At 63.7% G+C, this 14084-nt stretch carries 12 protein-coding genes; 5 read left to right on the plus strand and 7 right to left on the minus strand.

The features are described from left to right. Positions 1-3: 3 nt before the first annotated feature. From AC0L20_RS10290 to AC0L20_RS10315, 6 genes are all read right to left on the minus strand, one after another. Positions 4-489, minus strand: coding sequence for a tripartite tricarboxylate transporter TctB family protein (locus AC0L20_RS10290; protein WP_473288417.1), 486 nt, complete (start codon positions 487-489; stop codon positions 4-6). An 82-nt stretch (positions 490-571) separates the two neighbouring features. After that, positions 572-1546, minus strand: a complete 975-nt coding sequence (locus AC0L20_RS10295) for a tripartite tricarboxylate transporter substrate binding protein (RefSeq protein WP_473288418.1) — start codon at positions 1544-1546, stop codon at positions 572-574. 205 nt (positions 1547-1751) lie between these two features. Further along, positions 1752-4619: a PAS-domain containing protein gene (locus AC0L20_RS10300; RefSeq protein ID WP_473288420.1), complete on the minus strand. Its 2868-nt coding sequence runs from the start codon at positions 4617-4619 to the stop codon at positions 1752-1754. Between the two features lie 216 nt (positions 4620-4835). Beyond that, positions 4836-5711, minus strand: coding sequence for an acyl-CoA acyltransferase (locus AC0L20_RS10305; protein ID WP_473288421.1), 876 nt, complete (start codon positions 5709-5711; stop codon positions 4836-4838). A 37-nt stretch (positions 5712-5748) separates the two neighbouring features. Continuing rightward, the gene (locus AC0L20_RS10310; RefSeq protein WP_473288423.1) at positions 5749-6729 is read right to left on the minus strand and encodes an amino acid--[acyl-carrier-protein] ligase; all 981 of its coding nucleotides are present in this window, start codon (positions 6727-6729) and stop codon (positions 5749-5751) included. A gap of 56 nt (positions 6730-6785) precedes the next feature. Next, on the minus strand, positions 6786-8003 hold the full coding sequence (locus tag AC0L20_RS10315; RefSeq protein WP_473288424.1) for an acyl-CoA dehydrogenase family protein: 1218 nt from the start codon (positions 8001-8003) through the stop codon (positions 6786-6788). 357 nt (positions 8004-8360) lie between these two features. On the opposite strand from AC0L20_RS10315, the gene AC0L20_RS10320 reads away from it, so the two are divergent. The 3 genes from AC0L20_RS10320 (at position 8361) to mtnA (ending at position 10761) form a co-directional block, all read left to right on the plus strand. Further along, complete coding sequence (locus AC0L20_RS10320) at positions 8361-8633, plus strand: phosphopantetheine-binding protein (protein WP_473288426.1); 273 nt, start codon at positions 8361-8363, stop codon at positions 8631-8633. A gap of 124 nt (positions 8634-8757) precedes the next feature. Then, positions 8758-9633, plus strand: coding sequence for an S-methyl-5'-thioadenosine phosphorylase (locus AC0L20_RS10325; RefSeq protein ID WP_473288427.1), 876 nt, complete (start codon positions 8758-8760; stop codon positions 9631-9633). A gap of 18 nt (positions 9634-9651) precedes the next feature. Then, the gene (mtnA, locus tag AC0L20_RS10330; RefSeq protein WP_473288428.1) at positions 9652-10761 is read left to right on the plus strand and encodes an S-methyl-5-thioribose-1-phosphate isomerase; all 1110 of its coding nucleotides are present in this window, start codon (positions 9652-9654) and stop codon (positions 10759-10761) included. Positions 10762-10882: 121 nt separating this feature from the next. On the opposite strand, the gene AC0L20_RS10335 is transcribed toward mtnA, so the two are convergent. Beyond that, entirely contained in the window at positions 10883-11518 is a 636-nt protein-coding gene (locus AC0L20_RS10335; RefSeq protein ID WP_473288429.1) for an HAD-IA family hydrolase, read from the minus strand. Positions 11519-11622: 104 nt separating this feature from the next. On the opposite strand from AC0L20_RS10335, the gene AC0L20_RS10340 reads away from it, so the two are divergent. Then, complete coding sequence (locus AC0L20_RS10340; RefSeq protein WP_473288430.1) at positions 11623-12381, plus strand: S1 family peptidase; 759 nt, start codon at positions 11623-11625, stop codon at positions 12379-12381. A 125-nt stretch (positions 12382-12506) separates the two neighbouring features. Continuing rightward, positions 12507-14009, plus strand: coding sequence for a flavin-containing monooxygenase (locus AC0L20_RS10345; protein ID WP_473288431.1), 1503 nt, complete (start codon positions 12507-12509; stop codon positions 14007-14009). The last annotated feature ends 75 nt before the right edge of the window (positions 14010-14084 follow it).

The raw sequence follows: 14084 nt of genomic DNA on the forward strand, positions 1-14084 counted from the left end.
CGATCAACCGATCCCGAACAGGCCCGAGGGCAGCTGGATCAGCAGCAGCCGCTTGAGTACCCACCACATTCCGAGCGGCACCAGCACCGCGATCGGCATCGCCAGTGTCCAGCGCACCGGATCGATCAAGCGCAACAAAAGCAGCATGAGCGGGATCGACGACAGCAGGAATCCCAGCGGCTCGAGGGCAAAGGAGAACGCGGTGAGGCAGGCGATGACGAGAAGCGGCTTGCTCCAGCTCACATTGTCCCAGCGCGAAGCCAGCGTCGGCCCGCCCTCGGTGATGGCCGAAATGATGATGCTGGCCGCGAACACGCACATCAGGATGCCCGTGTAGAACAGCACGTAGCCGGAGCCGGGGTCGTTGATGGTGCCAAGCTTGAGCTTAACGCCCTGCCAGATCACGAAGCCGCCCAGCGCGAGCCCGATCAAGCCGCCCCAGAGTTCGGAGTTGTTGAGACGGAGTTTGACGGTGGTTTGGTCGTTCATCGATACCCTCTCGGCCGTGCCCCGGACGCTACGCAGCGCGACGCGGTGCGCTGCAGATCCGGGACACGAAAGTGGCTCAATCCTACTTCTTCGCAAGCCCGAGAGTGTCGATCACCTTGCGCTCTGACTCCGTGACCTCGACGACGAACTTTTTGTAGTCCTCGGTATTCTTGTAGCTCGGCACCATGTCGTATTTGGCGAGCGTGGCGATCACCGCGGGGTCTTCGACCGCCTTCTTGAAGGCGTCGTGCAATTTGGCGACGATCTTGGGATCCATGCCCTTGGGTCCTCCGATGCCGAACGGGGAATCGTAGACCATGGGATAGCCGAGTTCCTTCAGCGTAGGCACGTCAGGATAGTTCGGCGATCGCGCGCCGGTCCACACCATAAGAAGCTTCAGCTTGCCGGCGTCAACCAAGGGCCGCCAACCGGTGGAGTCGGCTTGCAGCATGGTGTGCTGGCCGAGTACCGCGGCGTTGGTTTCCGCCCCGCCCTTGAACGGCACCTGTGTGAGCTTGATGCCGGACATCGCGGCGATCTGCTCCATGCCGATATGAAGTGAGGTGCCGGTGCCCGGCGTCGCGTAAGTCACCTTGCCGGGATTTGCCTTCGCGAACTCGACCACGTCCTTCCAGGACTTGAACTGCGACTCCGCGCTGGTGGTTACGCCGAAGGTGTAGCCGGTGAGATGAATGATGTAGGTAAAATCCTTTGTCGGATCCCAGGACACCTCCTGCATCAGGGGCAGGCGGAAAACGGTGATCGGAAGCTGTGAAATGGTGTAGCCGTCCGGCTTCGCGGCCGCGGCCATCGTGGCAGGTCCAACCGTGCCGCCGCCGCCGGCCTTGTTGTCGATCACGATCGGCTGCCCCAGGACCTTGGAGGCGCTATCGGCGATCGCGCGCATCGAGATGTCGGTCGACCCGCCGGCCGGCCACGGCACGATCAGCGTCACCGGTTTGGTGGGATAGTCCTGCGCACCGGCAGCAGTCGAGAGCAACGCGCCCACGACATGCATGGCGGCAAAGGCGGTTGTCTTCAGCCCGTATCGCGACATCGAAACTCCTCCCTCGCGGTGGCCTCGTGCGGGCCGCCGTTTTCTCATTGTTATGACGGGATTGTCCCCGAAATCATGGGAGAAGAAAAGCGCATTGCGCGGCCGCTCCGCGGAGGCGAGACGGTGATCCCGCCGAAAAACGCACGTGCGACAATTGGTCGTTTGGAAGCGTGCCGAGATACGGAATTTGCCTTCGGCTGAGCCCTTACGCGACGCGGCGGACTGCGCCCAGCGTCTCGATCATGCGTCCGACCTCCGCGGCCGGGGAGGGCTTGCCGAAATAATATCCCTGCACGGCGGTGCAGCCGCATTCGCGGACGAAGTCGAGTTGTTCAATCGTCTCCACGCCTTCTGCCGTGGTCTCGACGTTGAGCACCGAGCCGAGGCTGGCGATGGTGCGGACGATCGCCATACTCTCAGGGCTTTCACTGAGCGTGCCGACGAAGGAGCGGTCGATCTTGATGCGGTCGAACGGAAATCTGCGCAAATAGCTCAGCGAAGAATAACCGACGCCGAAATCGTCGAGGCTGACGCGCACACCCAACGCGCGGAGCTGGTGCAGGATCTCGATCGTCGATTCGCTGTCGTCGAGCAGCGCCGTCTCGGTGAGCTCGAGCTCGAGCCGATGCGGCGGCAGGCCGGCCTCCGCAAGCGCGCTCGTCACCATCGCCACCAGCCCGCGCGAGCGGAATTGCACCGGCGACAGGTTCACCGCGACGGTGAGATCGGGCCAGGTCGCGGCGGTCGCGCAGGCCGTGCGCAGCACCCACTCGCCGATCGGAACGATCAGGCCGTTCTCTTCCGCAATCGGAATGAATTCGGCCGGTGAGACGGGGCCGCGCGAAGGATGCTTCCAGCGCAGCAGCGCCTCGAAGCCGGTAAGTTCGGTGGTGTCGAGCCGCACCTGCGGCTGGAATGCCAGGTGGAATTCACGGGCCTCCAGCGCGCCGCGCAGATCGTGCTCGAGCGCGTGCCGGCTGCGAGCCTCTTTCTCCATTTCGGGCTCGAACAGCTGATAGGCGCCGCGCCCCTTGGCCTTGGCTTGGTACAGCGCGAGGTCGGCGCATTTCATCAGCTCGTCGGCGTCGAGCCCATGATCGGGCGCGATTGCGATGCCGACGGAGACGCCAACATGTATCGACTGGTGCTCCAGCGGCGGCGGGTGACCGATGATCTCGACCAGGCGGCGCGCGAGCCTTTCCGCCGATTGCGGCTGCGGCCCGCGCTGGAGAACCGCGAACTCGTCGCCACCGAGCCGCGCGACGGTGTCGTGCTCGCCGACATTCTCCTGCAGCCGCGCCGCGACCCAGCGCAACAGCCGGTCGCCGGCCGCGTGGCCGAGGCGGTCGTTGACGGTCTTGAAATTGTCGAGGTCGAAGCACAGCACGGCCATCGCGCCGCCGGCGATCGCGACCTGGTTCAGTCCCTCGCCCATCTTCTCGCGGAACAGAGTGCGATTGGGCAGGTCGGTGAGTGAATCGTGCCGCGCCATGTGCGCCACGCGGGCCTGGGCCTTGTGGCGTTCGGTGACATCCTCATAGGTGACGACCCAGCCTCCATGCTCCATTCGCTTGTGATTGAGCTTGATGATGCGGCCGTCGCCCAAATAGCGGTGCAGTGTGTGCTCGCCCTCGCGCAGCCTCTCGACATAGTCGGCATAGAGCCGCGCGGCGGTGGTGTTTGGATGGATGCCGAGCTCGCAGCTGTGCTCCATGATCTCGCGCATCGACACACCCGGCTTCACCAATTCGGGTGACAGTCCGTACATCTCGATATAGCGCCGATTGCAGACGATGACGCGCAAGCTCGAATCGAGCATGCACAGGCCCTGGCTCATGTTGTTCAGGGCCGCGTCGAAGCGCCGATACTGCTCGCTCAACTCCTCGACTGCGTGCTCGCGCTCGGTGATGTCCTCGTAGGTGGCCACAAAACCACCCTCGGCCAGGGCGCAATAGCGCACCGAGATCGTGGTGTCGTTCGACATCCGCCGGCGTATCGGCGAGGAGTTGCGGTCGGCAATCCTTGCGCTGGCGGCTTCCAGGAGTTGTTGCGGACTATACTCGGACGAGAACGCGCCGTTTGCCATCGAGCGTTCGATCAGTTCGCCGAGATGCGTGCCCGGCTTGGATTCCTCCGGCGACAGCCGATAGATCTTTTGGTAGGTGGTGTTGCAGACGCGCAGGCGCATGTCGCTGTCGTAGAAGGCGAGCCCGTGCGCCATGTTCTCCAGCGCCGCATCGAGCATGAAGTTCTGCTGCCTCAGCATCTCCTCGTATTGCAGCCGCTCGGTGACGTCTTCGTGCACCGTCACCCAGCCGCCGTCGGGCAGAAAGCGGGAAACCACCTGCACCATCCGTCCGTCATAGCGCATCACCAGCAGGGTTTTCGTCTTCCTGGTGCGCACGTCCTCCAGCCTGGTGTAGTGGAATTCGTCGCCCGGCATGCCCGGCAGGTTGCCGCGCGAAAGCCAATGATCGATGGTCGCGCCGTGCGTGACGCCCGGCTTCACGATGTCCGGGTCGAGATTATAGAGCTTCAGGAAGCGATCGTTGCAGACGACGACGCGGCTGTCGGCATCGTACATGATCAGTCCGTGCGACATGTTGGCGAGCGCGTGCTGGCTGCGCTCGGTCTGCACGCGCAGCTCCGCCTCGACCCGGGCGAGGCGGCTGACGTCGTCGCAGATCGTCATCCAGCCGCCGCCGGGAAGCGGCTTCAGTTCGAGCGCCATGACGAGGCCGCTTGCAAGCGTCTGTTGAGTCCGGAACGGCTTGCCGGCTGCGATCCGTGCCATGCGCGCGGCATAGAGTGCGTCGACTTCCTCTGCGGGGATGTTGCCGAGGGCCACACTGTGGGCGAGCACGTCGCGATAGCTCGTGCCGACCCGCACTTTCTCGGCCGACATGTTGAACAGGCTGAGATAGCGCTGATTGACCAGCACGATCCGGTTGCCGGCATCGTAGACGCAGACGCCTTGCTCCATGTGGTCGAGCGCAAGCTGGCTCAGCCCGACCAGGGCCTTCGGGCCATGCTCGCGGCGTGCATCAAGCTCGTTGTCGCGGATCGACGTCATGGGCGGCGGGGTCCCGGCGGGCGATAGACTTAACGCGATGTAATTCAGTCGCCGAGGCTAGCGAAGAGGCGGGAAAATTCCCTTAAGCGCCGTAGTTTACGGAGAGTGACCGGGGATGCAGGGATGCTGCCAATGTGAAGGGGGCAATGTACCGTCGCGCCGGTCGACCTGCGCAATTGCGCGTTAGACCCGGATCGAATCCGGCCCAAACGGGGCCTACGGCCCGTACAGCACAAGTTCCGTATCGGTGAGGTCGGCGAGCTGCGGCCGGTGCGGGCCCTTGAAATATTTGCGGCCGCGACGCTCGGTGTAGATGCCGACGAGGCCGGGAACCGGGCCGTTGGAATCGACGGCGACCGCGATCTTGCCGAGCCGCAGCAGCAGCCGGCCGATGCGGCCCGCGCATTCGGTGTATTCGGCCGCGTTGCGACAGTAGATCAGCTTCATCGCGGGCGGCGCAATGATGCCACGGCGGATGCGCACCGGTTGCAGGATGAAGGGGAACGTTCCCTTCGGCGTGCGGCAGACGAGGCTGAGGCAATTGTAGCGCGCGTGCCGCGTCAAGAGATCGGTCTCGGCATCGGAAAGCCCCTCGATCGTCTTGGCGTGCTGCGAGATGACCTCGATCTTGCTCCAGCGTGGGACGCGCGCCAGCGCAGGCACCGAGAAGAATATACCCCTGCAATAGGCGCGAAAGCCCTGCGTCTCGATGATCGGCCAGGTCCACGGCGCCGGGCTGATGTTGAGATAGGTGACGTCCTTGTGGCGCTGCGCGATCTTGGTCAGGAGCGGGGCGTAGTTGCGGTAGGCCGGATCGACGTACCAGCTCGACAAATTGCACTGGATGGCGGTCTCATCGCCGTCCCTCCGCGCCGTGTAGATCAGCAGCAGCACGCCGACCGGCGTGCCGTCATTGTCGAGCATGTAGCCAAAGCGCGGGTAGCCTTCCGGTACGGGCCTGAAGGCCTGCCGGCGCAGGCCCTGGATCCAGTAGCCGCGCGAGCGGCCGACGAAGCCGCGCGTCAGCAAGTCCGCGACCGCATCGACGTCGGACTCGGTGATCTCGCGGCATCGGACCTTGGTATGGATCACGCTCGTCTTTCCCGTGGATATGACCGGCCTCGTTCCGTTAGCGCCAGCCTTCGCCGTGGGCATCGGCCGCGATCTGCGGCTGCAGGCCCATGATCTCCCGCACCTTGGCGGGCCAGGCGGAAGGGTCGGTGCCGTGGGTATGGAACATGGCGACGGCCAGGCGGTCCATGCCGAAGGCGACGCAGCCGGTGTGGGCCGGCTCGCCATTGGCGTCCTTGATGTCCCAGGTCGTGCCGAAATGCTCGCGGTGATAATTGAAGCTCATGCAGGCCGTCGGCTGCTCTTCCGAGCGCAGCGGGATCAGCAGTTCGAACTTGAGCTGCTGCTGCTTCTGGCTCACCGCCTTCATCTGACCGACGCGGCCGAAGAACGGATCGCTGGCATAATCGACGCGGAAGGTGAGACCGAGATCGGTCGCAATCGCCTGCGCGCGCACCATCCAGCGCTCGCGGAAATCGGCGACGTCGTCGGGGCTGCCGATGCAGACATACTCCCGCATCCGGAACGATTGCAGACGGTCGAGATGTTTCGACGGCTCGCGGCGGAAGCAGTCGGCGGCGACGTCGAAGCGCAGGCCACCCTTCGGCAACTGGCCGCGGCTCGCCGCGATCGGATAGACGGGATAGCAGGCCGCCGGCGACAGCACGAGGTCTGCCGGCGAGAGCGAACTGGTCCAGTCGCCGCCGGCATCGAAGCGGCTGACCGCGGCGTTGATCTCGCGCTCGGTGCCGTGCAGGCCGCAGACGCAACCGAGCAGGTTCGGAAAGCTCTTGAGGTAGCCGGACTTTTCCAGCTGAGACCGGCTCATCACCGGCGGGAAGCGCATCACCTCAGTGCCGGTCTCGCGATGGCTCGTGATCAGCGCGGCGAGCTTTTCGACGATGCCCTCATAAAGCGCGGTCCGGGCATAGACGCCGTCCGAGCCCATGGGGTGGAACAGCTTGTCGGCGAGATGATCCAGCGGATCCGCGATTTGCGGGGCGGTCTCGGGTGAATTGGGGAGGACGGCAATGTTCATGGGTCGATGTCCTGCTATCTGAAAATTGTTCTTGTTGGTTTAGTCGTGAAGGCGCGTCAGTCGTGAAGGCTCAATGGCACGCCGCTCATCAGGGTCGAAGTGGCGGCATTGGCCAGAATGCGGTCGTTGTTGATCATGATCGGCGACGACAGTACGTCGCGCAGGTGGCGGCCCATGGTGAACTCACCGTCATTGCGGTAGCCGGAAAGGCCTGCGGTGCGCATCGCATGCATCACGGTCTCGACCGCGAGCTCCGAGGCCTGCACCTTCAGAAGCGTGATCGAAGACTGGAAGTCGAGCGAGCCGAGCGCGCGTTCGTCGTGCTCGGCGCGGGCAAAGGCGTCGATATTGGCCGATATCAGCGCCCGCAGCTTGGCCAGCGACATCTTGGCGGCGGTGAAATGCGCGGCTGCCGGGGGCATCTGGCCCCCTGAGCTGCGGGCCGCCTTGCGGACGAAGGCCTGCGCACGGGTGACGGCGGCTGCAGCGATCCCAGCCCAGGCCGAGGACCAGCACAGATGCGCGAACGGCGTCATGGTCTGGGCGTGGATCTTGTCGTAGGATTCCGGGAAGACGCGGTCGGTCGGGCAGTCGACCTTCAGCTCGAAACCGGTCGAGCAGGTGCCGCGCATGCCGAGCGTTTCCCAGCCCAGCGTCCGCTTCAGCGAATAATCGTCCTTGGCGAGCGCCAGAAGCACCTGGTCGGACGCAGAAGCGTCGGTGGCGCGGCGGGCGATGGTCACGAGGCCGTCGGCCTCGGCGCCGTAGGAGATCACGGTGGCGTCGCGCAGCAGCGAGACGGTGTCGCCGGCGACGTCGACGGCGGCGGCGCTAGCGCGGATGTTGCCGCCATTCTGGCCTTCGGTGGTGGAGGAGGCGAGCAGCCACTGGTCGCGCGCGACCCGGCGCATCATGGTCTCCATCCAGGGAATACCGTGACCGTGCCTGACGACGCAGGCGACCTTTGTCGTGTGCATCGCGTAGATCATCGCCGTGGAGGCGCACGCGCGTCCGAGCGTGTAGCAGACGTCGGTGACGTCGTGGATCGAGGCACCGAAGCCGCCGAACTCGGCCGGGATCATGACGGCGAGCAGCTTCTGCTCACGCGCAACCTCGAAAGCCTTGTGAGGGAAGCGGGCATCGCGATCGACCCCGTCGGCGTCAGCTGCCGCCACGGTGGCGGTGCGGGCGGCGCGTTCGATGAGAGAGGGACCATGCTCGAGAAAGCTCGTCTGCGTCTCGTCGACAGTGAGGACTGCTTCACGCACGTTCATACTCGTCCGCCTCCGGTTTGCCGTTCAGGATCGCCGGCATCATTCGCGATGCCGCTTGAGCGATCCTTCGACCATCTTTGCTTATGAGATGAGGCTACGGATTTAATTCAAATTCGTCGATGAAATAGAGGGTAAACAAAGCCCAATTCCGAACGAACAGTTAAGTTCGGGTTGTTTGCATCGCCCGGATTCCCGCGATCGCGTTAGGGATCTGTAAGAAGCCGGAAATCCAGACAATCTGAGTCATCGTTTACTAAGAAACGCGAAGTAATGGTGGCATCCATTGCGGGATCGGCCCGCCGTGCCCATCGTAGCCGGCAACCGGTCCGACCTTTGTCGACAGATGGGAATTTACCGATGCAGGCTTTCGATACCGAGTTGCGCAATCGCATCATCAAGCTGGTGAAGGGCATCCTCGCCCAGAACGCACTCTCCGCTGAGATCACGGCGCAGGCCAAGCTCGTCGACGTCGGCCTGACCTCGATGGACATGGTCAATCTGATGCTCGGCGTCGAAGCCGAGTTCGACTTCACGATTCCCCAATCCGAGATCACACCGGAGAACTTCCAGTCGGTCGAGACGTTGGAGCGCATGGTTGCGACCCAGCTGCAGTCGGCGGCCGCGGCATAATCAGGAGTGCTGGCGCACATCCTCCTGACGGCACTTCTTGACCCCATCCCCCGTTCCAAAGCCGACGTAAAACTGGCATAGCTTCCCCACGGAATCGCGATGGCGCGAACGGGGTGGAGCAGGCATGACGCAGGCGGTATTGGGCATCATCGGCGGCTCCGGCATCTACGATCTGCCGGGGCTGGAGGACGCTCGCGAAGAGGTGATCAAAAGCCCCTGGGGCGAGCCGTCGGCGCCGCTGCGGCGCGGCTCCATTGCCGGCCTGCCGATCGTGTTCCTGCCGCGCCACGACAAGGGCCACCGGCTGTCGCCCTCTGACATCAATTATCGCGCCAATATCGACGTCCTCAAGCGCGCCGGCGTCACCGACCTGATCTCGCTGTCGGCCTGCGGCTCGTTCAGGGAGGAACTGCCGCCGGGAACCTTCGTTCTCGTCGACCAGTTCGTCGATCGTACCCACAAGCGCGACAGCTCGTTCTTCGGGAGGGGATGCGTCGCGCATGTCTCGATGGCGCACCCGGTATCGCCGCGGCTGCGCATCCACCTTGCCACGGCGGCCGAAGCCGAGGGCAACGCGTTTTCGCGAGGCGGCACCTATGTCTGCATGGAGGGACCGCAATTCTCGACCTATGCGGAAAGCATGACCTACAAGACGCTTGGCTATTCCGTGATCGGCATGACCAACATGCCCGAAGCGAAGCTCGCGCGTGAGGCCGAGCTTTGCTACGCCACCGTCGCGATGGTGACGGATTTCGATTGCTGGCATCCCGATCACGACGCCGTCACCGTGCAGGACATCATCCGCGTTCTGAGCTCGAACGCCGACAAGGCAAAAGCGCTGGTGGTGCGACTGGCGAAAGACTTCCCGCGCGAGCATGAGCCGTGCCCGATCGGCTCGGACCGCGCGCTCGATACCGCATTGATCACCGCGCCCGAGGCGCGCGATCCCGAGCTCTTGAAGAAGCTCGATGCGGTGGCCGGGCGCATCTTGCGAACGTGATACGAAAGGCAGAATGCCATGAAGGTCGACGGCAAGCATTTCCGCAGCATCTGGCGTGAGCGCGACGGCTGGTCGGTCGGAGCGATCGACCAGCGCCGGCTGCCGCATGAGTTCATCGTTGCGAAGCTGACCTCATGCGAGGACGCGGCCCTCGCCATCCGCGACATGCTGGTACGCGGTGCGCCACTGATCGGCGCGACCGCAGCCTACGGCATGGCGCTGGCGATGCGCGAGGACGCCTCCGACGCCGGCCTGAAGCGTGCCTACGACACGCTCGTGGTGGCGCGGCCGACCGCGATCAATCTGAAATGGGCCCTGGACGAGATGCGCGCGAGCCTCGCGCCGATCGATCCGCTGGAGCGCGCGGAAGCCGCCTATGCGCGCGCCGACGAGATCGTCGAGCAGGATGTCGAGATCAATCGCGGGATCGCCGGCAACGGCCTGAAACTCATCGAGGCGATCGTCGCAAGGAAGAAGCCGGGCGAGACCGTCAATTTGCTGACCCATTGCAACGCCGGCTGGCTTGCGACCGTCGACTGGGGCACGGCGACGGCGCCGATCTATCTGGCGCACGAGCGCGGCATCAAGGTCCACGTCTGGGTCGATGAGACGCGTCCGCGCAACCAGGGCGCCTCGCTCACGGCCTGGGAGCTCGGCCATCACGGCGTGGCGCATACGGTGATTCCGGACAACACCGGCGGGCATCTGATGCAGCACGGCATGGTCGATCTCGCCATCGTCGGCACCGATCGCGTTGCCGCCAATGGCGACGTCTGCAACAAGATCGGCACATATTTGAAGGCGCTCGCCGCTCACGACAATAACGTGCCGTTCTATGTCGCGCTGCCGTCGCCGACGATCGATTTCGCCGTTGATGACGGCGTCCGCGACATCCCGATCGAGCAGCGCAGTGGCACGGAGGTCACCGACATGACCGGCCGCACCGCGGACGGAAGGCTTGAGACGGTACGCATCGTGCCGGAGGGCTCGCCGGTCGCGAATTATGCCTTCGACGTCACCCCGGCGCGGCTCGTCACCGGCCTCATCACCGAGCGAGGCGTGTTGAAAGCCGATCGCGCCTCGCTGGCGGCTGCGTTTCCCGAGCGTATTGCCGCCGCTGCGGAATAATCAGTTCGCCAGGCGAGATTTTTCCACGCTGTCATTGCGAGCGCAGCGAAGCAATCCAGAATCCCACCGCGGAGGCGGTCTGGATTGCTTTGCTCCGCTCGCAATGACGGAGAATGACGCTCTAGCTCAGCTTCAATCCCGTCGCGGCCTCGAGCTCGGCGATCGCCTGGGCGCCGCTGGTCACCTTGATCGTCGTCATGCCCATCTCGCGTGCCGGCTTCAGATTGACGCCGAGATCGTCCAGATAGATGCAATTCTTCGGATCAACCTTCAGCGTCTCGACCATCAGCTGGTAGATGCGCGGGTCGGGCTTGCGCAGGCCGATCTTGGCGGACTCGATCACATGGTCGAACAGCACCATCACCTCGGCGACATAGAGTGAGCGCCCGGTCATGCTGCCGATCGCATTGGCCGGCAGATTGTTGGTAATGCAGCCGGTCTTGAATTGCGCCTTGATGCGCTTCAGCGCTTCGACCATCTCGGGGCGCAGATCGCCCTGAAGCAGCGGCAGCACATCGCGGCCGCGCACCTCCGCGCCAAGCGCCAGCGACTCCGTCGCGAACAGCTTATCGAACGTGTCGATGTCGACCTCGGCGCGCTCGAATTTGGCCCAGGCATTTTCCAGATGATTGGCGGCATTGGTGCGCCGGATGATGTCGATGGGCAGGCCACGCTCTGTCTCGAACCGCGTGAACGCCTCAAATGGCGAACTCGTCAGCACGCCGCCAAAATCAAAGATCACAGCCTCGATCGTCAAGGTCCCGCCCTCGTCAATTCCTTTCCAAGAGCGCTAGCATGCGCTATCGGCAAGGGCCAGTCCGAAGCCATCCCACCGCGTCACCGAAGCCGAAGCGTGTTCCCATGAAAAAGCTTGCAACCATCATTACAGCCGTGCTGCTGCTGGCCACGCCTGCTTATGCCATCGTTGGCGGCGGCACGCCGCAGGCCGATGGCGTCGCGCGCGCCGTCGTCACCATCGTCGGCTCGCGCGGCAATTTCTGTACCGGCACCCTGGTTGCGCCAAGGCTGGTGCTCACCGTCGCCCACTGCGTGCAGCCCGGCGCGGACTACAAGATCGTCGATCGCGGCACCGACGGGCAGCCGCAACTGCTGAATGTCCGCACCGTCGCGATCCATCCGAGTTTCAACATGCAGGCGATGCAAGGGCATCGCGCTACCGCCGACCTGGCACTGCTGCAGCTGGAAATTCCATTGAAGGGAAAATCGACGGTACCGGTCGGTGCGCCGAATATTCCGATCCAGGTCGGCAGCCGCTTCGTCATCGCCGGCATCGGCGTCACCGTGCGTGGCGACGGCAAGAGTGGCGGCGCGACGCGCGTTGCCGGCCTCGTTGCGACGGGGCAGCCCGGCACGCTCCAGATCCGGTTGGTCGACCCCGTAACCAACGGTGTTCGCGACGGAATTGGCGCCTGCACCGGTGATTCCGGCGGTCCCGTGTTCGAGGACAAGCCGACCGGATCCGTGCTCGTCGGCGTGATCAGCTGGTCCACGGGGCCGAACGGAGCCGCCGGCTGCGGCGGGCTGACCGGCGTCACACCGCTCACGCTCTATCGCGACTGGATCTTGCAGACCGCGCGGAGCTGGGGTGCGGCGCTGTGATTTGACCGCGTCCCGATCTATGTCATCTTGAAGCGGAAGCGCGATGGGCAACCATGTCCGTCGCGGGGGAAACGCGTCGCCCAACCAAGGGCGGCCATAAAAACAAGCAAGGCATAGAAGCAACAATGAATGTCGCTGTTCGCAGTCACGCCACGGCCAAACAGGCTTCTGAACATTTCGACGTGCTGATCGTCGGCGCCGGCATCTCGGGCATCGGCAGCGCCTATCACATGACCAAGCAGCTTCCGGGTGCGAGCTTCGTCATCCTGGAAACGCAGGCGACGTTCGGCGGCACGTGGACGACGCATCGCTATCCCGGCATCCGCTCCGACAGCGATCTCCACACCTTCGGTTATAGCTTCAAGCCCTGGGTCGGGCCGCCGATCGCGACCGCCGAAGAAATCCTCGCCTACATGAACGAGGTGATCGACGAAAACGATATCGCGCGGCATATCCGCTACAAGCACAAGATCAATTCGGCGAGCTGGTCGAGCGAGCAAAACCTCTGGACCATCGAGGCGGTGACGACCGACACTGGCGAGCCGAAAACCTTCACGGCGAACTTTCTCTGGATGTGCCAGGGCTATTACCGCCATTCGGAAGGCTATACGCCGGAATGGAAGGGTACCGATCGCTTCAAGGGCCGCATCGTTCATCCGCAGACTTGGCCTGATGATATCGACCTCGCGAACAAGAAGGTCGTCGTGATCGGCTCCGGCGCGACGGCGGCGACGCTGGTGCCGAACATTGCCGACAAATGCGCGCATGTCACGATGCTGCAGCGTTCGCCGACCTATTTCCGTCTCGGGCGCAACGCCATCGAGATCGCGGAGGAGCTGCGCAGGCTTCAGGTCGACGAAGCCTGGATCCACGAGATCGTTCGCCGCAAGATCCTGTTCGAGCAGGATGCCTTCACGAAACTCTGCATCTCCAAGCCCGAGCAGGTGAAAAAGGAGCTGATCGGCCAGATCAGCGCGGTGCTCGGTCCGGAGTACGATGTCGACACCCATTTCACGCCGAACTACCGGCCGTGGCGGCAGCGCATCGCCTTCGTGCCCGATGCCGATCTGTTCAAGGGCATCGCCGGCGGCAAGGCGTCCGTCGTCACCGATGAGATCGAGTGCTTCGTCGAGAACGGCATCCAGCTCAAATCCGGCAAGCTGCTCGAAGCCGACATCATCGTCACCGCAACCGGCTTCAATCTCGCGGCGCTCGGCGACATCGCCTTCGAGGTTGACGGCAAGCCTCTCGCCTTCGGCGACACCGTCACCTATCGCGGCATGATGTTCACGGGCGTGCCGAACATGGTCTGGGTGTTCGGCTATTTCCGCGCCAGCTGGACGCTGCGCGTCGACCTCGTCGCCGACTTCGTCTGCCGTCTGCTCGGTCACATGAAGGCCAAAGGCAAGAAGAAGGTCGGGGTCAAGTTGCGCGCCGAAGACCACAACATGCCGATCCTGCCCTGGATCGATCCGGAGAACTTCAATCCCGGTTACATGATGCGCAACATGGACCTGCTGCCCAAGCGCGGCGACAAGCCGGAATGGCAGCACAGCCAGGATTACTGGACCGAAAAGGACGAGATCCCGAAGACGGATCTGGATGGCGGGGAGTTTGTGTACGGGTGAGGTGGGGTAGGCGCTAACCACGCATTGCAATGTCGTCCCGGCGAAGGCCGGGACCCATACCGCGTGATCTATCGA

Source organism: Bradyrhizobium sp. Kon58 (assembly GCF_055807455.1).

Excerpts from the sequence above, each read along its gene's own strand:
- AC0L20_RS10295 (WP_473288418.1), bottom strand. The coding sequence starts at position 1,546 with ATGTCGCGATACGGGCTGAAGACAACCGCCTTTGCCGCCATGCATGTC.
- AC0L20_RS10325 (WP_473288427.1), top strand. The coding sequence starts at position 8,758 with ATGACGCAGGCGGTATTGGGCATCATCGGCGGCTCCGGCATCTACGAT.
- AC0L20_RS10315 (WP_473288424.1), bottom strand. The coding sequence starts at position 8,003 with ATGAACGTGCGTGAAGCAGTCCTCACTGTCGACGAGACGCAGACGAGC.
- mtnA (WP_473288428.1), top strand. The coding sequence starts at position 9,652 with ATGAAGGTCGACGGCAAGCATTTCCGCAGCATCTGGCGTGAGCGCGAC.
- AC0L20_RS10310 (WP_473288423.1), bottom strand. The coding sequence starts at position 6,729 with ATGAACATTGCCGTCCTCCCCAATTCACCCGAGACCGCCCCGCAAATC.
- AC0L20_RS10300 (WP_473288420.1), bottom strand. The coding sequence starts at position 4,619 with ATGACGTCGATCCGCGACAACGAGCTTGATGCACGCCGCGAGCATGGC.
- AC0L20_RS10345 (WP_473288431.1), top strand. The coding sequence starts at position 12,507 with ATGAATGTCGCTGTTCGCAGTCACGCCACGGCCAAACAGGCTTCTGAA.
- AC0L20_RS10320 (WP_473288426.1), top strand. The coding sequence starts at position 8,361 with ATGCAGGCTTTCGATACCGAGTTGCGCAATCGCATCATCAAGCTGGTG.
- AC0L20_RS10290 (WP_473288417.1), bottom strand. The coding sequence starts at position 489 with ATGAACGACCAAACCACCGTCAAACTCCGTCTCAACAACTCCGAACTC.
- AC0L20_RS10340 (WP_473288430.1), top strand. The coding sequence starts at position 11,623 with ATGAAAAAGCTTGCAACCATCATTACAGCCGTGCTGCTGCTGGCCACG.